We start from the raw sequence: 21,493 nt of genomic DNA on the forward strand, positions 1-21,493 counted from the left end.
AAGGCCGCCGTCGTCGCCCAGGGCGCCGAGCCGCAGGCGCTCTCCAACGAGCAGTTCGCCGAGCTGCTGAAGACCGAGTACCAGCAGTGGCGCACGATCGTGAAGGAGTCGGGCGCGGTGATCGAATAGCGCCCGAATAGCGCCGGGCCTACGCGCGGCGCTTGGCCATCCTGTCGTACAGATCCGCGGTGCATCGGGCGATCGCCGCCAGCTCCCGGGCGCAGGCCTCCTCGTCCGACGCGGGGAGTGTGGCCGATGGATAGCATCTCGCCAGGCTCCCCAGCAGCCTGCGCCCGTCGCTGGCCAGGATGGGCACCGCCACCCCGCTGACAGAGGGCGTGATCTGTCCCGCGCTCACTGCGAAACCGGCCTTGCGCACCGCCACGAGCGTGCGACGCCAGCCTTCCCAGTCGCCGCCCAGCCCGGCCGAACGGATGGCTGCGGCATCTCTCAGGTAGGTCTGCCGCATCTGGTGGGGCGGGAGGTAGGCCAGCATGACCAGCGAAGCCGCTCCCTGGTACAGCGGAAAGGGGATGCCCCGCGCGCGCCGGATGGTGATGCGCGCGCCGGCATGCTCCAGCACGTCCGGTCCCGCCTTGTAGATGCACAGCACCTTGTCGTTGTAGAGCTTGTGCAGCAGCAGTGCCGAGTTGCCATGCGGCTGCGCATCCATGGTTTCCCGGCCGGCACGGTAGAGCGGGTCGGTCAGCGCGGTCAGCCGCTCCAGCTCGATGATGCGGGCCCCGAGGCTGTAGTTGCCTCCCGCCCAGGGCGTCACGAGGCCCGCCTCCACCAGTTCCCGCATGTAGCGATACGCGGTCGAGCGGTTGTAGCCCAGCCTGCGGACCACGTCTTCCACGCCCACGACCGGCGTCGACAGCGAGAACAGGTCCAGTACCGCAAAGGCGCGGACGACCGTGGAGACGGGCGCATCAGGCATCGAAATCCCAGCATTTGAGAATATTGCCAAAGCCTAGCATGCCAGCAACCATCGGCCTGCCGGCGGTGTTGCCGGTGCCGCCATGAAGAATCCATGACGAGACAACTCACCGGCAGGGTGCCCGCGCAGGCCATCCGCCGCACCGAACTCCCCCGGCTGCCGGCGGACCTGCTGGCCCGCTACGCAGCGATCGACGATCTGACCGGCACGGCGTCCGACGCCATGGACCACTTGGGACTGCGCGGCGCCGTGCCCGCCTCGCAGCTCGCGCCCAGCCTGCCCGGCAGACGCTTGGTGGGACAGGCGGTGACGGTGCGCAACGTCGAGCGCAGCGAGTCACCGACGCTCGCCGCGGCCTCCGGCGTCGGACGGATGGGCGAGCACGAGGCCTACAACCAGGCCGCGCCGGGCGACGTGGTGGTTATCGAAGGGCTCACCGGCATCTCCAATATGGGCGGCCAGTCGGCCACCGTGGCACACCGGGCGGGCTGTGCCGGCGCGGTGATCGACGGCTCGTTCCGCGACCCGGACGCCTCCCGCGGGCACGGCTTTCCCATCTGGTCGCGCGGCGTCACCCCGATCACCGGCAAATGGCGCCTGGAAACCGTCGAGATCAACGGCCGGGTCCGCATCGCCGGCGTGTCCGTCGATGCCGCAGACCTGGTCCTCGCCGACGAGGCCGGCGTGGTGTTCGTTCCGTTCGCCCAGGCCGAGGCCGTGCTGGCGCAGGCCGAACGGATAGCCGCTGGCGACAGCCGCCAGAAAGCCGACATCGCCGCCGGCGTGGACCTCGCGACGCTGGCCGCCACCCGATACAAATGACACAAACGCCGATGGGCAAGGAGACTGCGATGCAGGTCGAGAAAGACGTTCCGGTGCGCTGCGTGGTACAGGGCGCCGACATCCTGGGCGAAGTCCCGCTCTGGTGCGGGCGCACCGGCCGCCTCTGGTGGACCGACGTGCGGCGCCCGGCCCTCCAGTCCTACGAGCCGGCTACCGGCGCCTTCCGCGCATTGCGCATGCCTTCCGACATGCTCAGCGGCTCCATCGCGCTGCGCGAGCAGGGCGGCCTGCTGCTGGCCACCGCCACCGGCCTCTACACCTTCGAGCCCGACAGCGGCCACGCGCCCGAACGCATCGCCGACCCGATCGCCGGCGCGCCGGGCATGCGGCTCAACGACGGCAAGACGGATAGGCGCGGCCGGTTCTGGGTGGGCAGCATGCACGACACCGACCGCAGCGCCACCGGCACCCTCTTCCGGGTGGACGCCGACGGCAGCTTCCGGCCCATGCTCGACGGGTTCGTGCTGCCCAACGCGATCTGCTGGAGCCCCGACGACCGCACCATGTACTTCGCCGACACCCACAACCAGATCATCTGGGCCTTCGACTACGACATCGCGCAGGGCGCGATCGCCAACCGCCGCGTCTTCAAGGACTGGACCCACCAGATCGGGCGCCCCGACGGCGCCACCGTCGATACCGAGGGCTATCTCTGGAACTGCATGGTGGCCAGCGGCCAGCTGGTCCGCCTGGCGCCCGACGGCAGCGTGAACCGCGTCATCCAGCTGCCGGTCACCAATCCCACCTGCCCGGCCTTCGGCGGGCCGGACCTCGACACCCTCTACATCACCAGCCATTCGCAGCGGCTCACTGCGCAGCAGCTGGCCCGCGAGCCGCTGGCCGGCGCGCTGCTGGCGCTGGACGTCGGCGTGCGCGGGCTGCCGGAGCCGCGCTTTGGCGGCTGAGCCCCGCTTCGACACCCACAGGAGACCAGCCATCATGGATACATCCACCCTGCGGCGCACCGCGATCCTGGCCTGCGCCTGCGCCTGGACGTGGGCCAGTGCCCCTGCGCTGGCGGCCCCCGAGCCGCTCAAAATGGTCGTACCCTTCGCCGCCGGCGGCCCGGCAGACCAGATCGCACGCATCGTCTCGGCCCCCCTGGGCCAGGTTCTGGGCAGACCGGTCATCGTAGACAACCGCGGCGGCGCCGGCGGGACGGTCGGCGCCAATTTCGTGGCCAAGGCGCCGCCCGACGGCAACACCATCCTGCTGAGCACATCGAGCCTGGTGCTGAGCGCCGGCACCACGCCGCACCTGCCGTTCGACGCGCGCAAGGACCTCGCGCCGGTATACCTGCTGGGGGAAGTCCAGAGCATGCTGGCCGTGCGTCCGTCGCTGGGGGTGAGCAACCTGGCCGAGCTGACGGCGAAGGCGCGGGCCGCAAAGCTCAACTACGGCTCCACCGGCGTGGGCGGCACCATGCATGTCGGCGCAGAGCTGTACGCGAGGACCGCCAAGGTGGAGATGGTGCACATTCCATACCGCGGCGCGGCGCCGGCGCTGGTCGACCTGATCGCCGGCAACGTGGACCTGGTGAATGCCGACGTGCCGGTGCTCAAGCCGTACATCATCGACGGGCGCATCAAACCGATCGTCATCTTCGATACCAGACGCTCGCCGCTGCTGCCCGACGTGCCCACCGCCGCAGCGGCCGGCATGCCGGCGCTGCAGCTGACCAACTGGTATGGCGTGCTGGTGGCCGCGGGCGTGGCGCCGGCATTCCGGCAGCAACTGGCCGCGGCCTTGGACAAGGTGGTGCACCTGCCCGAGGTCGCGGCGCGGCTGACGGAGGCCGGCTTCAGCAACCCCGGCAACAGCGCCGCCTTCCAGGCGCGCCTCGATGCGGACTTCAACCGCTGGATACCGTGGCTGCGCGCGGCCAACATCCAGACGGAATGACGGCGCCGGTGAACGCGCACAAGCGCAGCCTGCTGCAGGTCGGCCCGCTGCCGCCGGGGCTCGAGGCCGCCCTGCATCGCGCATACCGGATCGTGCCCCTGTGGACGCAGGCCGACCGCGCCGCCTTTCTCGCGGACCAGCGGGGCCGCTTCGACGGCGCGGTCACCATGTCCCGCCACGGGGCCGACGCGGCCGTCTTCGACTGCCTGGGGCCGGGCGTGCTCGCCTGCTTCGGGACCGGCTTCGACGGCATCGACCTGGCGGCCGCAGCGCGCGCCGGCTGCGCCGTCAGCACCACGCCCGACGTGCTGAGCGAGTGCGTCGCCGACCTGGCTTTCGGGCTGCTGGTCTCCACCGCCCGGCAGATCGTCGCGGCCGACCGCTTCGTGCGGGCCGGCGCCTGGGCGAAGGGAAGCTTTGGCCTGGGCACGCGCGTGTGGGGCAAGCGGCTGGGCATTGTCGGTCTCGGCCGCATCGGGTCGGCCATCGCGCGCCGGGCCGACGGCTTCGGCATGCAGGTGCGCTACCAGGGGCGGCAGGCGCACGAGGGCGTGGCCGGGGATTTCGAGCCCGATGTCCGGGCGCTGGCGGCGTGGAGCGACTTTCTGGTGCTGGCCTGCCGCGGCGGTCCCGCGACCCGCCATCTGGTTGCAGCGGAAGTGCTCCGCGCGCTGGGTCCGGAGGGCATCCTGGTGAACATCTCGCGCGGCAGCGTGGTGGACCAGGCCGCGCTGGCGGCCACGCTCGCGCAGGGGCATATCGCAGGCGCCGGACTGGATGTCTTCGAGCACGAGCCGCAGGTGCCCGAGGCGCTGCTGGCCGACGAGCGCGTCGTGCTGCTGCCCCATATCGCGGCGTCCACCCGCGAGACGCGCGCTGCGATGGAGCACCTGGTGATGGACAACCTGCAGGCCTTCTTCGACACCGGCCGCGTGCTGACGCCGCCCGCCTGAGACACACACGCCCATGATCTTCGAACACCGCACCTATACCGTCCACCATGGCCGGATGGAGGACTACCTGGAGCGCTACGAGCGCCAGGCCCTGCCGATCCAACTGCGGCACCTGGGCCGCCTGCTGGGCTTCTTCGTCAGCGAGATCGGGCCCTTGAACCAGGTGGTGCACATCTGGGTGTACGACAGCCTGGCCGACCGGGAGCGGCGCCGCGCGGCCATGGAGGCCGACCCCGCGTGGGATGCCTTCAAGCGCGGCAACCGCGGCACCTTCGCCGCGCAGGAGGTGAAGGTGATGGTGGGCGCCCGATTCAATCCCGACCATGTCTGAGACCGCGGCATCGCTGGCGCAGCTTGCGCGCAATCCGCTCCGGGAGAAGCTCGCCCGGGGCGAACTCGTCGCCTCCATGACGGTGCGCATGTCGCGCGGCCCGGAAATCGGCCGCATCGCGGCTGCTGCCGGATTCGACAGCCTGTACGTGGACCTGGAGCACAGCGTGCTGTCCCTGGAGAGCACGGCCCTGGTGTGCACCGTCGCGCGCGAGGCCGGCGTCGTGCCCCTGGTGCGGGTGCCGGCGCTCGACGCGGCGCTCATCGGCCGGGTACTCGACGCCGGGGCCATGGGCATCATCGCGCCGCAGATCGAGAGCGCCGCGGATGCGCGGCTGGCCGTGGCCTGCTGCCGCTATCCGCCGCGCGGCCAGCGCTCGATGGCCACCAAACTGCCGCTGCTGCACTACCGGCGCTTCGACACGGCGCAGGCCTGCGAGGCACTCGACGGCTCGGTATTCATCGCCGCCATGGCCGAGACCGCCGCCGGGCTGGACAGCGCGGCGGAGATCGCCGCCGTTGAGGGCGTGGACATGCTGCTCGTCGGCGCGCAGGACCTCGGCGCGTCCCTGGGCAGCCCGCCGGGCGACGAACCGATCGCCGCAGCGTTCTCGCGCGTGCTGGACGCGGCCCGTGCCGCCGGCAAGCACGTGGGAGCCGGTGGCATCGCCGGCAGGACGGAGCTGCTGCAGCGCCTGATCGGCCAGGACGTGCGGTATGTATCGACCGGCACCGATCTCGCGTTCCTGCTGGCGGGCGCCCGCGCTGCCCGGCAGTCCGTGGGCAGCTGAGCGCTGCCGGCGCCCGCCTCAGCCGCTGCCCCGCACCACGAGTTCGAACGGCAGCTCCACCTGCGGCTGCTCCACCGCTTCGCCGCGCATCAGCGCCAGCAGCATCGCGGCCGCGGCCGTGCCGATCTCGCCGCGCGGCGTGCGCAACGTGGTCAGCGGCGGCGCCATCTGGTCGCTGGCCGGCAGGTCGTTGAAGCCGGCGACGGCCACCTCGTCGGGCACGCGGATGCCCAGGCGCAACGCGGCCAGCAGCGCGCCCTGGGCTAGGTCGTCATGGCAGAAGAAGATCGCCTCGGGCGGCTGCGGCGAGGCCATGATGCGCTCGAACATCCGGCCGCCGAGCGCCACCGACGACGGCTCCGGGTGCAGCCATTCGAGCGCCGGGTCCCAGCAGCCCGCGGCGCGCAGCGCGCGGCGGTAGCCCTCGGCGCGCTGGAGCACCCGCGCATCGAGCTGGGCGCCGCCGAAGGCGATGCGCCGGGCGCCGCGCGCGAGCAGGTGCCCGGCCACCGCCTGGCCTGCGGCCTCCTGCGAGAATCCGACGCAGTGCACGCCGGGGGCGCGCGTGAGCTCCATCAGGTGCACACAGGGCACGCCGCTGGCGGCGATGAGCTGGCGCGTCTCCTCGCTGCGCTCGAAGCCGGTCACGAGCAGGCCCGCGGGCCGGTGGCCGAGCTGCTCGCGCAGCAGTTGCTCCTCCTCGCGCGGGTCGTAGTGGGTCACGCCGATCAGCGTCTGGTAGCCGGCCGGGCGCAGCGTGCGCTGCACCGCCTCGACCAGGTCCACGAACAGCGTGTTCGACAGCAGCGGGATCAGCACCGCCACATGGCTGCCGCGCGCCGAGGCCAGCGCGCGCGCGGCCGGGTCCGGCACGTAGCCGAGCCGGGCTGCGGCCTCGCGCACGCGCTCGACCAGCGCCGGCGCCACGGCGCGCTCGCCGCGCAGCGCGCGCGAGACGGTGATCGAGCTCACGCCTGCGGCCTCGGCCACATGCTGCAGCGTCACGCGGCCGCTGCTGCGCCCGCGCGCGGGGCCGGCCGCAGCACTCATCGCACCACCTCGAACGCGGGGAAACCCGCAGAAGCCGCCGTTTCCATCTCGGGTAGGATAGCGCTATCCAATCCATCGATCCAGCTGTGTATGGCGCGGTATCTGGATTTTTTGTTTCCCTCGGCAAATGGTAGCGTTATCCAGGAACAGGTCATGACAGCGTACTGGTGGGTGGTGATGGGTGTGTCGGGATGCGGCAAGTCGAGTCTGGGCGCGGCGCTGGCCGAGGCCACGGGCCTGCCGCTGGTGGAAGGCGACGATTTTCACCCGCCGGGCAACATCGCCAAGATGAAGGCCGGCGTTCCGCTCGGCGATGACGACCGGGCCGGCTGGCTGGCCGCGCTGGGCCGCAAACTGGCCGCGCGGCCCGAAGGCGCGGTGCTGACCTGCTCGGCCCTCAAGCGCGCCTACCGCGACGTGCTGCGCGCGGCCGTGCCCGAGCTGCGCTTCGTCTTCCTGCGCATCGACCGCGCCGAGGCCCAGGCCCGGGTCGCGGCGCGCGCGGCGGCCCACTTCTTCTCGACCACGCTGGTGGACAGCCAGTTCGCCACGCTCGAGGACCCGACCGGCGAGCCCGGCGTGCTCGCGGTGGAGGCGACCGATCCGGTCGACGCGCTGGTGGCCCAGGCCCTCGCCTGGGCGCCGCAGCGCTGACCATCCTTCTTCTTCCCCTCTCACTGCAGGAGACATCCATGGCAACCCTCGACGGCCAGAAGGTGCCGAACCGGCGCTGGCGCATCGGCGCGCTGCTCGGCATCGGCGTGCTGGTGAACTACCTCGACCGCATCAGCCTCTCGGTCGCGGCGCCGCAGATCAGTACCGAATTCAACCTCTCGCCCGAGCAGGTCGGCTTCTTCCTCTCGGCGTTCTTCTGGTCGTATGCGCTGCTGCAGGTGCCCGCGGGCATGCTGCTGGACCGCTACGGCCCGACGCGCATCGGCCGCTGGGGCGCGTTCTGCTGGGGCATCGCCTCCACCATCACCGCGCTGGCCGGCGGCTGGGGCGGCATCTTCGCCGCGCGCATGCTGCTCGGCGTGGCCGAGGCGCCGGGCTTCATGGTGAGTTCCAAGGCCACCGGCTACTGGTTTCCGCGCGGCGAGCGCGGCTTCGCCACCGCGCTGTTCGACGCGGCGGCCAAGTTCTCCAACGTGATCGGCGTGCCGCTCGTGGCCTTCGTCGTGGTCGGCCTCGGCTGGCGCTGGGGCTTCGCGGCGACGGCGGCGATGAGTTTCGCCTACTTCATCGCGTTCCTGCTGATCTACCGCGACCCGAGCCAGGACCGGGGCCTCACGCCGCTGGAGCGCCGCCATATCGTCGAGGGCGGCGCCGCGCCCGAGGATGCACCGCCCGGCGGCGCGGGCGGCATGCTCGGCTACCTGCTGCGCCAGCGCAAGGTCTGGGGCCTGTCGATCGGCTTCGCGGCGTACGGCTATTCGTTCTACCTGTTCCTGACCTGGCTGCCGGGCTACCTGGTGCAGACCATGCACATGAGCATCATCAAATCGGCCGGCTTCGCCGCGATCCCGTGGATGGTGGCGACCGTGGCCGACCTGTTCGTCGGCGGCTGGCTCATCGACCACCTGATCGCCCGGGGCCATGCCGAATCGACGGTGCGCAAGGCGGTGCTCGTGAGCGGCATGGTGCTGGGCCTGGCGGTGTTCGGCGCCACGCAGACGACCGACCCGGCCTGGGCGATCTTCTGGATCTCGATCGCGCTGGGCGGGCTGGCCGCGGCTGCGCCGGTGGGCTGGTCGCTGCCCTCGCTGATCGCGCCCAAGGGCGGCACCGGCACCGTGGGCGGGCTGATGAACTTCGGCAACAACCTGATGGGCGCTGCAGCGCCGATCGCCACCGGCTTCATCGTCGGCGCCACGGGCTCGTTCGTGAATGCCTTCCTGCTCGCCGGCGCGATCATCGTGGTCGGCATCGTGGCCTTCGTGTTCCTGCTCGGGCGCATCGAGCCGATCCCGGACCCGCATTGACGAGCCGCGCGAGGCCGACCGGTCCGCGCGCTCCTGAGACGAAATTCGACAAGAAGGCGCATCGGCGCGGCTCGGCATGCAGCGAGCCGCGGGGCGCCGCAACCTGGAGACTGACATGCAATCCGCGACCCGCTTGACAAGGATCCTGCGCCTCGCGCTCGCCCTGGGGGGCTTGTTGGGGACCGCCGCTGCGCAGGCGCAGCCCGCCTATCCGGCCCGGGCCATCGAGGTGGTGGTGCCGTCCTCGGCAGGCGGCGGTACCGACGTCATGGCCCGGCTGTTCGCCGACAGCGCGAACAAGCGCCTGCCCCAGCCGATGATCGTGATCAACCGTCCTGGCGCCAGCGGCGTCATCGGCCTGGGCGAGGTGCTGCGCGCCAAGCCGGACGGCTACAAGGTCGCGCTGCTGATCTCCGAGCTGGCCACCATCCCGGGCATGAAGCTGGCCAGGTTCACCTCCGACGACTTCGTGCCCATCGCCGGGCTGAACGCCGAGCCGGCAGTGATCGCCGTCAAGGCCGATGCACGTTGGACGAACGTGGACGCGCTGCTGGCAGAGGCGCGCAGCAGGCCCGCCCCGGCATCGCTCCCTACGCAGCCAGCAAGGGCGCGGCGAAGATGCTGACCAAGGGCATGGCGATCGACTGGGGGCCGCACGGCCTGCAAGTCAACGGCATCGGCCCCGGCTACTTCAGGACGGAGCTGACCCAGGCCCTGGTCGACGACCCGGCCTTCACTGCGTGGCTGGCAGGCCGGACGCCATCGCGCCGCTGGGGCGACGTGCAGGAACTTGCGGGCGCGGCGATCTTTCTGGCAAGCCCGGCATCCGACTTCGTCAACGGCCATGTCCTGTATGTGGATGGAGGCGTGACCGCAGCGCTGTAGTCGAAGCGACGATGCGAGGCGCAAGGGACGCACATACTCCCCCTGCCAGATCCCCATTGCGCGCTCTTCGCCGGCGCAATGAGGCTATCCTGCCGAGGGTATATCTTTTTCTCCATCCCACGCCGGCGCCAGTCCCTGCGGGTTGACGATGCGGCCACCGGGCCGCGCGAGCGCGTCGATGCGGGCGATCTCCTCGGGCGAGAGCCGGAAGTCGAACAGCGCCGCGTTCTCGGCGGCCCGCTCGGGCCGGGCCGTCTTCGACAGCGCGATGTGGCCGTGGTCCAGCACCCAGCGCAGCGCGACCTGGGCGGCGCTTTTGCCATGGGCGCGGCCGATCTCCTGCAGCACTGGATCGTTCGGCACCCTGCCGTCGGCCAGCGCGAAGTAGGCGGTGACGGCCACGCCCAGTTCCTTCGCTGCGGCCAGGATGGCGCGCTGGTCGAGGTAGGGGTGCAGTTCGATCTGGTTGGTGACGATGGGCGCGGCGCTGCGCTCGACCGATTCGCGCAGCTGCGCGGCGTTCTGGTTGCTCACGCCGATGTGGCGCGTCCTGCCGGCGCGCTGCACCGCGTTGAGCTGCTCGATCTGCTCGGCGATCGGCACCTGGTCGCCGGGCCAGTGCAGCAGCAGCAGGTCGACATGGTCGAGCTGGAGCCTCTCCAGGCTCTCGTCGACCGAGACGGCGAAGCGGTCGGCGCCGTAGTTGTCGGGCCAGACCTTGGTGGTGATGAACAGTTCCTCGCGCGGCACGCCGCTGTCTTTCAGCGCGCGGCCGAGCGCCGCCTCGTTGCGGTAGAACTGCGCCGTGTCGAAATGCCGGAAGCCGGCCGCGAGCGCAGCGGGCACGACGCGCTCGACCTCTTCTCCGGAGACGCGGAACACGCCGAAACCCAGCACCGGAATTGCGGCGCCGTGGGCTGTGAGGGTCGGGAAGGCCATGAAAGAAATCCTCCGTCGGTTCGGAAAAGGCGATGCGGGCAGTCCACACCTTATCTCAGGCGGCGTACTTGACCAAGAGTTCGACACGCGCACGGGCGAGGTGATCAACACGTCCGAGCAGTTCAAGCGCGACCGCGAGGCGGCGGCGCTGCCCCGGCTCACCAACCAGTTTCCGGGGTCTGATGCTGCGGCTGCACATGGACTGGTTTGCGCAATTGCCAGGGCGATTGATCTGCCGGGAAACTTCGCGGGCGCCGACAGGACAGCCTTCGGGCGTTCAGCCGCCGGACCATCCGCGCAACCGTTCCAGTTCGGCACGCAGCGCCTCGTTCTCGGCCGCGAGTTCAGCCACGCGCCGGCGCAGGATGACCAGTTCGGCGGCCGTGTCGCCGACCTCGTCGCCCGATGCCGCCGATCCGGCGGATTCTTCCTTGGGCGCGCGCGGTTTGCGCCGGGCCTCGCGCACCCGCTTGGCGGCCTGCCTGAGTTCATCCTTGCCGCCGGCCGCGGCGGCGGCCTGCTCCTCGGCCGGCAGCGTGGCCACGGCCGCAGCGGCGTTGATGGAGAGGGTGCCGGCCTTCACCGCAGCCACGACCTCGGGCGCGGCCCGCTGCCGGATCTTTTCGATCATGCCGACCTGGGCGCTGCTGATGCGGGCCGCGCGGGCGATGGCCTCGCGGCTGGCGAGCGTGGCGGCGGCCGGCGTGGTCGGTGCCGCGGGCGCTTCGCCCTCGCCCTCCCAGGGCGGCGCCGCATCCGCCGCTGCGGCGGCACCTTCGCCGGCGGCAGGCCCGGCGCGACGGGCCGCCTCGATCTCGCGCCTGCGCAGCGCGAGGATGCCGCGCTGGAAGTCCGACACGCTGCGCCGGCCGAGGTGCTGGTCGATCATCCAGAGGTGCACGTCCTCGATCGACCGGAAGCGCGGGTTCTGCACCGTCTGGAACGGCAGGCCGTGCTTCTGGCACAGCCGGTAGCGGTTGTGGCCGTCGACCAGCACCTCGCCCCAGAGCACCAGCGCGTCGCGGCAGCCTTCGGCCAGCAGGCTGCGCTCCAGCGATTCGCATTCTTCGGGGGTGAGCGGGTCGATGTAAGCCTGGAGATCGGGGTCGACGACGATGGTCATGGGACGGGATGCGGAAAAAGGGGTGGAAGCGGTGCGCGAAAAGGGGCGATATCGTACGCGCCCCGCGGCGGGCGGCCCGTATGATCCGCCGCGCCCACTCTCCGCCCCGTCCATGCTGCTCGACAACTTCACCGCCTTCCTGCTCCACTGGGCCATCACCGCCCTCGCCCTCTGGGCGGCCAGCCACATCTTCCGCGGGCTGAGCTTCGACAACCCGGGTGCGCTGGCCGTGTCGGCCCTGCTGCTGGGCTTTGCGAATGCGGTCGTCAAGCCGCTGCTGGTCCTGCTGACCCTGCCACTGACGCTGCTGAGCTTCGGGCTCTTCCTGCTGGTCATCAATGCCCTGGTGCTGCTGCTGGTGGCGGGGCTGGTGCGGGGCTTTCGCATCTCCGGCTTCTGGACGGCCCTGTTCGCGAGCGTGTTCATCTCGCTGCTGAGCATCGCCATCGGCATGCTGGCCGGCAGCCGCGACCCGGCGACGACGATCCAGGTGCCGTCGGGCAGCGGCGTCTGGCTGTAACTACCTCGCGCCGAGACGCCAGAGCGAGGTGACCTCGCGGCTACGCGCCGCATGCAGCGGATCGGTGGCGTCGGCCGCCTTCGCGTGGCGCGGGCGGATGTCCTCGCGGCCCAGCACCTGCAGACCGGCGGCATCAAACCAGCCGAGCAGTTCGTCGCGGCTGCGCAGGCCCAGGTGCTCGGCGAGGTCCGACACGATGAGCCAGCCCTCGCCCTGCGGCTCCAGATGGCCGGCCAGGCCCGCCAGAAAGCCGCGCAGCATGCGGCTGCCTTCGTCATAGACGGCCCGCTCGACCGGGGCGGCGGGCCGCGCCGGCAGCCAGGGCGGGTTGCAGACGACCAGCGCCGCACGGCCGGGCGGGAACAGGTCGGCCTGAAGCAGTTCGACCTGCCCGCCAAGGCCCAGGCGCTGCACATTCCCGGCCGCACAGGCCAGCGCGCGCGGGTCGAGAGCGGTGGCGACCACCTTGGCCACGCCGCGGCGCGCCAGGAGTGCGGCCAGCACGCCGGTGCCGGTGCCGATGTCCACGGCCGTGCCTTTCACGACCGCGGGCGGCAGCGGCGTGCGGGCCACCAGGTCGAGGTATTCGCCGCGCACCGGCGAGAACACGCCGTAGTGCGGATGGATGCGCTCGCCACCGAGTGCGGCGATCTCCACGCCCTTGCGGCGCCATTCGTGGGCGCCGACCAGGCCCAGCAGTTCGCGCAGCGCAACCAGCGAGGGCTGGCCGTCCGGCGGTCCCCAGGCTTCGGTGCAGGCTTCGCGCACATCGGGCGCGCGCCGCAGCGGGATGGCGTAGCCGCCGTCGAGCGGCACCAGCAGCCGACCCAGCAGGCGCGCGCGGGCGCCCTGGGCGGCGCGGTGCCGGTGGAAGGCGTCGGCGGGGCTGGACAGCGCAGGCGCGGCCTTCCTGCGGCGCGGGCCGCGGACCACGCGGCGGTCCAGGGCCTGGAGGAGCTGGCGGGCGTTGTGGAAGTCCCCGCGCCAGAGGAGCGCCGTGCCCTCGCTCGCGAGGCGGTGGGCCGCGTCGGCCGTCAGCGCGTCGTCGACCGCCTGCACGCGACCGGGGGGCGCGACTGCGGCTTCGCTGCGCCAGCGGGCCTCATGCGGCACGCCGGTTTCGGTCCAGCGGACGCGGGGCTGCGCAGAGGGATCAAGGGAGGGAGAGGGAAAGGTCGGGGTCGACATGCGGGGCAGAAACGGGAAAGCTGCCCGTTGTAGCACGCCGAAGAGGGCCGCCCCGCGCGGCAGCGGCCTCGGAATTCAACAGGGGGGCGGCTGCCCCCCCGGTCGGCTGGCTCAGAACAGGTAGCCGGCCACCGCACCGAGCGGTGCGACCACAACGCCAGCCATGCGGATGGCCTCGCTGGCACCCCACTGGACCATCGGCAGGCCGGTGGACATGAGCTTGGCGGCGTTGAGCATCCAGCCGAGCACGGCGGCGGAACCGAGCAGCGCCGCGGCGGCCTGGGCGGATGTGAAGGTATGCGGGAGCGTCAGGGAACGTGCGGTCATGGTTCTCTCCTCGGAGCGCAGAAAGTTCAAAGTTGCGCGCCGGCCTCCATCATATACAAATTACCAAAAAGTATTTGATCTTTTTTTAAAATTAGGCTTGACGTCTATAGCCATCAATTTCCACACGAGAAAAAAGCCAGGGCCTCCCGAAGGAGGCCCTGGCTCGTGCTGCGTGCGCCCGCGGGCGCAGCCGGTCAGTAGCGCTCGGGCACGATCATCTCGGCCGGCACCGGGTGGCGGATGTAGTCCGGGTTGCGCACGCGCGCCGGCAGCACGACCTCGCTGTGCTGCACTTCCGTATAGGGCACCTGGCTCAGCAGATGGTCGATGCAGTTGAGGCGGGCCTTCTTCTTGTCGACCGCGTGGACGACCCACCACGGTGCCTCGGGAATATGGGTGCGCTCAAGCATGGTTTCCTTCGCGCGGGTGTAGTCCTCCCAGCGGCGGCGGCTCTCCAGGTCCATGGGGCTCAACTTCCACTGCTTGAGCGGGTCGTGGATGCGGCTGGTGAAGCGCAGGTGCTGCTCGTCGTCGGTGATGGAGAACCAGTATTTGACCAGTTGGATCCCGCTGCGCACCAGCATCTTCTCGAACTCCGGCACGGAGCGGAAGAACTCCTCATATTCCGCGTCGCTGCAAAAGCCCATCACGTGCTCGACGCCGGCGCGGTTGTACCAGCTGCGGTCGAACAGCACGATCTCGCCGGCCGCCGGCAGGTGGGCGACATAGCGCTGGAAGTACCACTGGGTGCGCTCGCGGTCGTTGGGCGCGGGCAGCGCGGCGACGCGGCAGACGCGGGGGTTCAGGCGCTGGGTGATGCGCTTGATTGCCCCGCCCTTGCCGGCCGCTCGCGGCCCTCGAACAGCACGACCAGGCGGTGGCCCGAGGCCACGACCCAGTCCTGGAGCTTGACCAGTTCGCCCTGCAGGCGAAACAGCGCGCGGAAGTAGGCGCGGCGCGCCTCGCGGCTGGCGTCGGAACGCACGGTGCCGTCGCCGTCGAACAGCGCGTCCTCCAGCTCCATCTCGAACTCTTCGTCGAGCCCGTCGAGCACATCCTCGCGCAGGCGCGCGATGGGTTCGGGGTCCAGCTGGTGACCAGCGGCGGGGTGGGGTTCGCGGAACGTCATGGCAGCCTTCGGAGCGTCGTCTCTACGCCGGCGAGGGTGCCTTACAGATGTGTCGGCGCCGTGACAGCCGCTGCCGGCAGATCCTGCAGGAGGACCTGCGGCCGCATTCAGGCAAGCGGGCGGGCGAGGCGCACTTCCTCGACCTTGACGCCGCCGACGATGGCGGTCTTGGCGGTGTTCATCTCGCGCTTGAAGCCGGCGAGTTCATGGAAGCGCAGGGCGCGCTCGTTCTTCAGCGGCACCCAGGCCGTCACGCTGGTGCAGCCTTCTTCCGAGAGGCCGTCGCGGGCGGCGTCCCAGAGCGCGAGGCCCACGCCCTGGTCCCAATGCGTGGGGGCGGCGTAGATGGCCCAGATTTCTCCGGTCGTGGGGCGGGACTTCTCGTCGCGCGAACGGTCGAAGCCAACGAAGCCGACGATCTTGTCCTGGTCGATGGCCACATGCACCTGCGGCTCGCAGTACTCGATGGCTTCGCGCCAGTAGGCCTGGCGCTTCTCGACGGTGGAGGGGCGGAAGCTTTCGTCCGGGACGATGCCCTTGTAGGCGGCCTGTGCGGATGCGGTGTGGATCTGGGCGATGGCCTTGGCGTCGCGGAGGGTGGCGGGGCGAACCTGAATGGTTGTGGCTGTAGACATGAAACGCGAGACGGAAACCGGTCGGATGCTATTTTTTGGAAAGTCTGCGATTCTCGCCCGAACGTGCGAATTCGCCAAGTGTCCAGGAGACACGGCTTACACTGTTGCGATGACATCCGCCACCCTGGCAATCCCTGGGTCCGGTCACTGCGTGCGGGTCGAACCCGCGGGCTGGACCTTTCCCGCCGCGCCCGGCGAAACTCTGCTGGCCGCGGGCCCGCGCAACCAAACGTATCTACGCCCCCAACGGCCAACGCCAGCGGGGGCGTTTCTATTTCTACCCAGGGCAAACCAGCGTCGTCTTGGCCCACCACGGGCGCGCCCAGCAGTTCGCGCAGGATTTCGCGGGCTACTTCGGTATCGTCTTGCAGGGCGGTGTCCAGGTTTTCCAGCATCCGCCGGTAGTTCTCCACGGCGGCTTGCAATTCGGCTTCCTGGGGCGGTTCAGGCGGCGGGGCTTGCAGCCCAGCCAGTTCCGCTTCGGCGGCGCGCAAGCGCGCGCCAATGGCATCAGAATAACCCATTTTCGCCAAGGCGTCGGTCAGGCGCCCGATTTCGGCCTGCAGTTCGACGGCGCGGTGGCCGACCTGCTGGGCCTGCTGCCGGGCTTCCTTGCGCTGGGTCTTGGCGATTTCCTGGGCCTGGCGCTGCATGTCGGTCAGGGCTTCCGGGGTCAGCAGGTCGCCCCGGATGATTTCGACCAGGCGCGCATCGGTATCGCCACGCGGCGCCAGCACGCCGGGACAGGTGCCCCGGTCTTTCCGGGCCGCGCATCCGTACTGGTACTTCGACACGGCCACCACCGGGCCGCCGCAATGCTGACATCGTAGGATGCCGCCGAACAGGGTGGGTTTCTTGCCACCCTGCTGCTTGACTTCCCGGCGCGCCATCCGGGCGCGGGCGGCCGCCCAAACGTCATCCGCCACGATGCGCAGGTGCGGCATGTCGGTGACTGACCATTCATCGCGGGGGCGGTCGATGCGCGTGCGCCGGCCGGTATCGGGGTCTTTCACCCACTGGCTGCGGTTCCACACGTAGCGGCCCACGTACAGTTCGTTGTTCAGCACGCCGGCCAGGCGCGCCGGGTTGCCGTAGATGGCCGACACCGCCCAGGTGCCGCCGCGCAGGCTGGGCACGCCCAGGCGGTTCAATTCGTGCGCGATGCGCTGGCACGACCAGCCTTCACCATAGCGCGCGAAAATCCAGCGCACCCATTCGGCCTGTTCTTCGTTGACCGCCAACTGGTGGCCACCATCGACGGCAACCGTGCGGTAGCCGTAGGACAGGCCGCCCGCGTGCATCCCCCGGCTGACCTGGCCGGCCAAGCCCCGGTGCGTTTTCTCGCGCAGGTCGTCCAGATAGACTTCGTTGATGATTCCGCGCATCCCCCGGTGCAGCTTGCGGGTTTTGGATGCTGAATCGTAGCCATCGGCCACGCCGACGATGCGGATGCCGCGATGTTCCAGGCGCCGGATAACCTGTTCTTGCTCCACCATGTCGCGCGATAGGCGGTCAAGCCCTTCGACCAGCAGCAGGTCGAAGCGGCCGGCCAGCGCGTCGGCCAACAGGGCTTTGCCCCCGGCGCGCAGTGCGACGGGCGTGCTACCGCTTACGCCTTCGTCGCTGTGTCGGATTTGGATGGCTGTACCAAGCGAAGCTGCACGCGCGGCGCAGACCCTTTCCTGGTCGGCGATGCTGGTTTCTCGTTGCCTGTCGGTGGAGAATCGGCCATAGAACGCTGTACGCATTGGAATGATTTTTCTAGTAGATGGCGGATTAAAAGGCGGTGTGCCGGGGTCAGTATCATAAATCACCCCATGTTGGCGCGGCCGCTTTCCAGTTCAAGCAGCAGGTCGATGTAGTGCCGGGCCTTCTTCAAATCTTCGGCGCCGCCCTTCTTGCGCCAGCGGCTGATGTACTTCACCACGTTGCCTTCGAAATAGCCCAGCCCGTTCTTGTGGATGTATTCCACGGGCTGAATCGCCATGTCCTTGTAGTGCCCGCCGCCTTCCTGGCGCGCCAGCGCGCGGGGTGGCGCAGGAACCCGGCCGCCGTGTTGGGCGCGCAGGTTTTCGGCAAGCAAGGGGTGCGTGGCTTCGCAGGCGTCGGCGTAAGCCAGCACCGCCGGGACGGCGTAGGGGTCGTGGTCGATGTCCAGGACGAAATAGACGCAACCGTGGTGCTTGCCACCGGGGGCATCCGACCCATCCACCCGGCGCACTTCGAACTTGTGAAACAAGCCTTGGTTTTCGGCAGGCTTCGACGGATCACGTTCAGGTAGATTACGCATTGCAGGTTCCTTTCTTCATGGCTTCTAACAGCAGGTCTTGCACCGTGCGCTTGGTGGCGTGCCGGGCGATAACCAGTTCGTCCACCGTGCCGCGCGCGATGATGTCGTAGATGTAGGTGGGCCGGTCATGGCCGGCCTGGGCCTGGCGCACGGCGCCGACCCGTTCGATGATTTGCTGGCGGCTTTCCAGGTTCCACCAGTGGCCGAAGAACGCCACGGCGTTGCAAACGTCCTGCATCCCGTCAAGGCCGTGGCCGGCGCTGTCGGGGTGGGCGAACAACATGGGGATTCGCCCGGCCTTGAAATCGCGCAGGGTTTGCGGGTCGGTGTCCAGATGCCGGCCGCGCGGGAAGGCTTTGCGCAACCGCACCAGGTCAGGCTTGAAGTGGTAGGCGACCAGCAGCGGCGCGCCGCCCAATTCTTCGACGATGGATTCCAGGGCTTGCAATTTCAGGTCGTGGACTTCGGCCCACGGGCGGTCATCGCCCTGGTCGTCGGTGGTGAACGCCGCGCCGTTGGCAAGCTGCAAGCATTTGATGGTGCGCGCCGCCGCGTTGAACGCTTCCACGTCGTGGCCGTCCAACTGCATGAACATTTCCCGCTCCATGTCGCGGTACAAGTCGCGCGCCCGGCCGGGCAAATCGACGTACACCGGCACGTTGATGGGCTTGCGCAGGTCGAACCAATCAGCCGGGTCAAGGGAAATGCACAGGTCGCGCAGCAGGTCTTCGATTTCCCGCTGGGCGTGCGCCAGGGGCACCAGGTCAAGGGCGTGCGGGTCGGCACCGACCTGCACCGTCTGGAACCACCGCGACTTGAAGGCTTCGAAGGTGCGGCCCAGGCGCTGCCCCCGGTCAAGGAACCATGCCTGGCCCCACAGGGCTTTTAGGCCGTTCGGGCTGGGCGTGCCGGTCAGTTCGATGAAGTGGCGCACCTGCGGCAGGTGGGCCACGCGGCCCAGCGCGGCGGCGCGTTTGCCGCCCTGGCGGATGCGAAAGGATTTGACCCGCGTGGCTTCGTCGGGGACGATTTTGGCGAACGGCCAAGGCTTGCGCAGGTCGGCCAGGGTTTCCACCAACCACGGGATATTCTCGTAATTCACCGTGAAGACGCTGCCCGAAAAGCTGAACGCGCGGGCCAGCGCCTTGCGCCGGGCGGCGGCGGTGCCGACGATGGGCGTTACTTCCACGTTGCGCAGGTGCCGCCACTTCTCGACTTCATTCGGCCAGGTGCTTTGTGCCACGCGCAGCGGTGCCGTGACCAGCGTGGGGCCGGGTTCGACCAGTTCCAGCGCGTCCACGGCGGTCAGCGTGGAAACGGTCTTGCCCATGCCCATGCCGGCCCACACCGCGCAGCGCGGCGTGTTCAGGATGTGGTCGATGATGATGCCCTGGTACGGCCGGGGGGCGAAGTCGCGGCGTTCCATCAATGCTTGACCCCGTTGGTGGTCAAGTCGATGGGCGCGCCATCGACGATTTCGTGTTGTTCCAGGACAGCCACCAGCGCGTCGCGCGCGGCCGCGTACAGTTCCGCCAGCAGCGCGGGGTCGTTCGGCAGGGGCAGGACGTTGATTTCCAGCAGCACGAAGCCTTCGGGATTCGTGCGCGTCAGCGCCTGGATATGGATGCCTTCAAACATCATCGCCCCCCCCGTTCTTCCGGCTTCATGAACACCAGCCAATGCGTCAAACCCTGGCGCCCGGTCGGATGGCCGAACAGCGGCGGCACGGGCGCCAGGGCCAGCACATCGCGCACCTTGACTTGGGTTTCGTTCCACTTGAAGACCAGCACGCCGTCGGCGGCCAGCACGCGGAAGCATTCGGTGAAGCCGGCGCGCAGGTCGTCGCGCCAGTTGTCGGACAGCTTGCCGTACTTGGCCGCAAGCCAGCTTCGGGGGCCGGCGCGTACCAGGTGCGGCGGATCGAACACCACCAGTTTGAACGCGCCATCCGGGTACGGCAGCGAGCGGAAGTCCAGCAGCACGTCCGGTTCAATGCGCAGGGTGCGTTGGCCGTCGGCCTGGCCGTGTGAACGGTCGGTGACGGTGATGGTTTCGTGGCGGCAGTCGCCGTACACCACGTCGGGATGCTGGCGGTCGAACCAAAACATGCGGCTACCGCAACACGGGTCAAGTACCTTCATTCCAGCACCCCATCCACGGCTTCGAACGAATCGACCACAACCACGACCTGACCCATGCGGCGCATCCGGTCGTGTTCCCGCTGCTGGTGGGGCTTGGGCCGTTCGCCGGGGGCTTTCAGTTCGACCCAAATGGTGCGCGGTGGCCGCCGCCATTCTTCGGCGACGCAAATTGCGCCGGGGCGCGATACGCCGTCCCACTTGGGCACCACCTTTTCCGGCAGCATCACCAGCCGGTCGGGGGCGCCGTTGCGGCCAATCCAGCGCACCTTGCGCACTTCGCCGCCCAGCGCCTTGACGCGCTCGACCAGGTAGGCTTCGACTTGGGATTCACGCACGGCATTTCCCCCAAGCCGCACGCAGGGATTGCCAGCAGCAAAAGCCGTAGCTGCGATAGAACTTGTAGAAGCGAAGAAGCATCATGGTCAGCCTTTCCTATAACGATGGGCTTCAAAGCCGGCCGCCGACAGCGGCAGGCCGTCGGCCCAGGTGGGGTTCGTCGCCATCAGCCCGGCCAGGTGGCCGGCGTTGAATTCGGGGCGGTCGGGGGCTTCCGTCAGGATTTCGTCGTGGACGGTCAGCACGATTTGATAGCCGGCGGCTTCGACGGCCGGCATACTGGCGGCCAACACGTCGCGCGCGGCGGCCTGGGTGATGTTTTCCGACAGCTTGCCGCCGTAGGTCTTCAAGCGCGCCCACTTGCGGCTGTACTGATTCACGCCCATGTACGACAGCTTGCCGGCGGTATCGACTTCCGGCAGCGGGTAGCACAACAGGCGGCCGGAAGGTAGTTGGATGCGCAGCCACGAACCCTTGCGCTGCAAGCGGATACCCCGGACGTGCTGCACGGCGCCTTCGTGGATGACGGCCATCATGGCGGCCTGGGCCAGCGCCGGCCAGAAGGCAGATACGGCGGGGTGCGCGCGGCGCCACAGGCGTTTCAGGGCATCGCAAACCATGAACGTCCTGGGCGCCAGGCCGAAGCTGCCGTCGTGGCGCTTGCTGCGCGCGGTCAGGTAGCGTTCGGCTTCACCCATCACGTCGGCGGGAATGCTGGGCAGCGCGGCTTCGGCCATCGCGTCCAGGTCGATGCCGTAGGTGGCCGCGCCGGTCAAGAACGCGCCGACGCCGCCTTCGTACCCCAGCATCAGTTCCATGACCTTGCCAATCTGGCGCTGGAAATCTTCGATACTGTCAATGCTGATGGCGAACGCCTTGGCGTAGGCCAGCTTGTACAGGTCGGGGCCGCGCCGGATGGGGTCGCCCTTGGCGTTGCGTTCCAGGGCCACAGGCCGGCCGGCAAGCGCGGCGTCGCGCAGGGCCACGCCGTCGTACCATTGCCCGTCCGCGCCCAGGCAGGTGTCAAATTCGCGGAATGCTTGCAGCTTCCATTTCTCGCCAGCCAGCCAGGCAATCATCCGGCCTTCGATGTTCGACAGGTCGGCCACGACCAGCTTGCGGCCGGCCGGTGCGACGATGCAGCCCCGGATGGCGCTGCTGGTCAATTCCATCACGTTGCCGAACAGCA

23 protein-coding genes and 4 pseudogenes are annotated in these 21,493 nt (G+C 69.4%); 12 read left to right on the top strand and 15 right to left on the bottom strand.

Features of this window, described 5'->3' with window-relative positions:
• Positions 1 to 148 precede the first annotated feature (148 nt).
• Positions 149 to 940 (bottom strand): IclR family transcriptional regulator, encoded by a 792-nt coding sequence (locus tag GAK38_RS20060; protein ID WP_325346716.1) that lies wholly within the window; start codon positions 938 to 940, stop codon positions 149 to 151.
• A gap of 93 nt (positions 941 to 1,033) precedes the next feature.
• Here GAK38_RS20060 and GAK38_RS20065 point away from each other — a divergent pair, with 93 nt between their 5' ends.
• Genes GAK38_RS20065 through GAK38_RS20090 form a run of 6 tightly spaced genes read left to right on the top strand, consistent with a single transcriptional unit; the run spans position 1,034 to position 5,759 of the window.
• Complete coding sequence (locus tag GAK38_RS20065; RefSeq protein ID WP_325346717.1) at positions 1,034 to 1,762, top strand: RraA family protein; 729 nt, start codon at positions 1,034 to 1,036, stop codon at positions 1,760 to 1,762.
• A 29-nt stretch (positions 1,763 to 1,791) separates the two neighbouring features.
• Entirely contained in the window at positions 1,792 to 2,688 is an 897-nt protein-coding gene (locus GAK38_RS20070; protein ID WP_325346718.1) for an SMP-30/gluconolactonase/LRE family protein, read from the top strand.
• Positions 2,689 to 2,722: 34 nt separating this feature from the next.
• Positions 2,723 to 3,685, top strand: a complete 963-nt coding sequence (locus GAK38_RS20075) for a Bug family tripartite tricarboxylate transporter substrate binding protein (RefSeq protein ID WP_325346719.1) — start codon at positions 2,723 to 2,725, stop codon at positions 3,683 to 3,685.
• A complete protein-coding gene (locus GAK38_RS20080; RefSeq protein WP_325346720.1) occupies positions 3,682 to 4,638 on the top strand; it encodes a 2-hydroxyacid dehydrogenase in 957 nt (318 codons plus the stop codon). The genes GAK38_RS20075 and GAK38_RS20080 overlap by 4 nt, the downstream gene beginning before the upstream one ends.
• A gap of 13 nt (positions 4,639 to 4,651) precedes the next feature.
• Positions 4,652 to 4,969 carry an NIPSNAP family protein gene (locus GAK38_RS20085; protein ID WP_325346721.1) on the top strand — a complete coding sequence of 106 codons (318 nt, stop codon included), beginning with the start codon at positions 4,652 to 4,654 and terminating at the stop codon, positions 4,967 to 4,969.
• Entirely contained in the window at positions 4,962 to 5,759 is a 798-nt protein-coding gene (locus GAK38_RS20090; protein WP_325346722.1) for an HpcH/HpaI aldolase family protein, read from the top strand. The genes GAK38_RS20085 and GAK38_RS20090 overlap by 8 nt, the downstream gene beginning before the upstream one ends.
• A gap of 18 nt (positions 5,760 to 5,777) precedes the next feature.
• Here the strand turns inward: GAK38_RS20090 and GAK38_RS20095 are convergent, their stop codons facing one another.
• Positions 5,778 to 6,809, bottom strand: coding sequence for a LacI family DNA-binding transcriptional regulator (locus GAK38_RS20095; RefSeq protein WP_325346723.1), 1,032 nt, complete (start codon positions 6,807 to 6,809; stop codon positions 5,778 to 5,780).
• A gap of 153 nt (positions 6,810 to 6,962) precedes the next feature.
• Between GAK38_RS20095 and GAK38_RS20100 the strand changes: the two genes are divergently transcribed.
• The 4 genes and pseudogenes from GAK38_RS20100 to GAK38_RS20115 form a co-directional block, all read left to right on the top strand.
• On the top strand, positions 6,963 to 7,463 hold the full coding sequence (locus tag GAK38_RS20100) for a gluconokinase (protein ID WP_325346724.1): 501 nt from the start codon (positions 6,963 to 6,965) through the stop codon (positions 7,461 to 7,463).
• Positions 7,464 to 7,501: 38 nt separating this feature from the next.
• Positions 7,502 to 8,791, top strand: a complete 1,290-nt coding sequence (locus tag GAK38_RS20105) for an MFS transporter (protein WP_325346725.1) — start codon at positions 7,502 to 7,504, stop codon at positions 8,789 to 8,791.
• A gap of 316 nt (positions 8,792 to 9,107) precedes the next feature.
• Positions 9,108 to 9,416 carry a tripartite tricarboxylate transporter substrate-binding protein gene (locus GAK38_RS20110; RefSeq protein ID WP_325346738.1) on the top strand — a complete coding sequence of 103 codons (309 nt, stop codon included), beginning with the start codon at positions 9,108 to 9,110 and terminating at the stop codon, positions 9,414 to 9,416.
• Positions 9,365 to 9,676 (top strand): annotated as a pseudogene (locus tag GAK38_RS20115) (SDR family oxidoreductase); the annotation flags it as partial. The gene GAK38_RS20110 and the pseudogene GAK38_RS20115, both read left to right, overlap by 52 nt.
• Positions 9,677 to 9,760: 84 nt before the next feature.
• Here GAK38_RS20115 and GAK38_RS20120 read toward each other — a convergent pair.
• On the bottom strand, positions 9,761 to 10,615 hold the full coding sequence (locus GAK38_RS20120; protein WP_325346726.1) for an aldo/keto reductase: 855 nt from the start codon (positions 10,613 to 10,615) through the stop codon (positions 9,761 to 9,763).
• A 277-nt stretch (positions 10,616 to 10,892) separates the two neighbouring features.
• The gene (locus GAK38_RS20125) at positions 10,893 to 11,738 is read right to left on the bottom strand and encodes a plasmid replication/partition related protein (protein WP_325346727.1); all 846 of its coding nucleotides are present in this window, start codon (positions 11,736 to 11,738) and stop codon (positions 10,893 to 10,895) included.
• Between the two features lie 115 nt (positions 11,739 to 11,853).
• On the opposite strand from GAK38_RS20125, the gene GAK38_RS20130 reads away from it, so the two are divergent.
• The gene (locus GAK38_RS20130; protein ID WP_325346739.1) at positions 11,854 to 12,258 is read left to right on the top strand and encodes a phage holin family protein; all 405 of its coding nucleotides are present in this window, start codon (positions 11,854 to 11,856) and stop codon (positions 12,256 to 12,258) included.
• On the opposite strand, the gene GAK38_RS20135 is transcribed toward GAK38_RS20130, so the two are convergent.
• The 4 genes and pseudogenes from GAK38_RS20135 to GAK38_RS20150 all read right to left on the bottom strand — a co-directional run bounded on the left by GAK38_RS20135 (position 12,259) and on the right by GAK38_RS20150 (position 15,537).
• Positions 12,259 to 13,446 (bottom strand): class I SAM-dependent methyltransferase, encoded by a 1,188-nt coding sequence (locus tag GAK38_RS20135; RefSeq protein WP_325346728.1) that lies wholly within the window; start codon positions 13,444 to 13,446, stop codon positions 12,259 to 12,261.
• 111 nt (positions 13,447 to 13,557) lie between these two features.
• A complete protein-coding gene (locus GAK38_RS20140; RefSeq protein WP_325346729.1) occupies positions 13,558 to 13,773 on the bottom strand; it encodes a hypothetical protein in 216 nt (71 codons plus the stop codon).
• A 194-nt stretch (positions 13,774 to 13,967) separates the two neighbouring features.
• Positions 13,968 to 14,902 (bottom strand): annotated as a pseudogene (ppk2, locus tag GAK38_RS20145) (polyphosphate kinase 2).
• 107 nt (positions 14,903 to 15,009) lie between these two features.
• Complete coding sequence (locus tag GAK38_RS20150; protein WP_325346730.1) at positions 15,010 to 15,537, bottom strand: GNAT family N-acetyltransferase; 528 nt, start codon at positions 15,535 to 15,537, stop codon at positions 15,010 to 15,012.
• Between the two features lie 302 nt (positions 15,538 to 15,839).
• Here GAK38_RS20150 and GAK38_RS20155 point away from each other — a divergent pair, with 302 nt between their 5' ends.
• Positions 15,840 to 16,367, top strand: coding sequence for a hypothetical protein (locus GAK38_RS20155; protein WP_325346731.1), 528 nt, complete (start codon positions 15,840 to 15,842; stop codon positions 16,365 to 16,367).
• A 108-nt stretch (positions 16,368 to 16,475) separates the two neighbouring features.
• On the opposite strand, the pseudogene GAK38_RS24010 reads toward GAK38_RS20155, so the two are convergent.
• The 7 genes and pseudogenes from GAK38_RS24010 to GAK38_RS20190 form a co-directional block, all read right to left on the bottom strand.
• Positions 16,476 to 17,285, bottom strand: a pseudogene (locus tag GAK38_RS24010) (recombinase family protein); the annotation flags it as partial.
• Positions 17,286 to 17,347: 62 nt separating this feature from the next.
• Positions 17,348 to 17,827 carry a DUF3310 domain-containing protein gene (locus GAK38_RS20165; RefSeq protein ID WP_325346733.1) on the bottom strand — a complete coding sequence of 160 codons (480 nt, stop codon included), beginning with the start codon at positions 17,825 to 17,827 and terminating at the stop codon, positions 17,348 to 17,350.
• Positions 17,820 to 19,253 carry a DEAD/DEAH box helicase gene (locus GAK38_RS20170; RefSeq protein WP_325346734.1) on the bottom strand — a complete coding sequence of 478 codons (1,434 nt, stop codon included), beginning with the start codon at positions 19,251 to 19,253 and terminating at the stop codon, positions 17,820 to 17,822. Before GAK38_RS20170 ends, GAK38_RS20165 begins: the two co-directional genes overlap by 8 nt.
• Positions 19,253 to 19,468 carry a hypothetical protein gene (locus GAK38_RS20175; RefSeq protein WP_325346735.1) on the bottom strand — a complete coding sequence of 72 codons (216 nt, stop codon included), beginning with the start codon at positions 19,466 to 19,468 and terminating at the stop codon, positions 19,253 to 19,255. Before GAK38_RS20175 ends, GAK38_RS20170 begins: the two co-directional genes overlap by 1 nt.
• Positions 19,465 to 19,968, bottom strand: coding sequence for a class I SAM-dependent methyltransferase (locus tag GAK38_RS20180; protein WP_325346736.1), 504 nt, complete (start codon positions 19,966 to 19,968; stop codon positions 19,465 to 19,467). The genes GAK38_RS20175 and GAK38_RS20180 overlap by 4 nt, the downstream gene beginning before the upstream one ends.
• On the bottom strand, positions 19,965 to 20,303 hold the full coding sequence (locus tag GAK38_RS20185; protein WP_325346737.1) for a VRR-NUC domain-containing protein: 339 nt from the start codon (positions 20,301 to 20,303) through the stop codon (positions 19,965 to 19,967). Before GAK38_RS20185 ends, GAK38_RS20180 begins: the two co-directional genes overlap by 4 nt.
• Before the next feature lie 87 nt (positions 20,304 to 20,390).
• Positions 20,391 to 21,493: pseudogene (locus GAK38_RS20190) on the bottom strand (DNA polymerase I); the annotation flags it as partial.

Origin of the sequence: Xylophilus sp., from assembly GCA_009914555.1 — a bacterium.
Taxonomy (GTDB): domain Bacteria; phylum Pseudomonadota; class Gammaproteobacteria; order Burkholderiales; family Burkholderiaceae_C; genus WNDY01.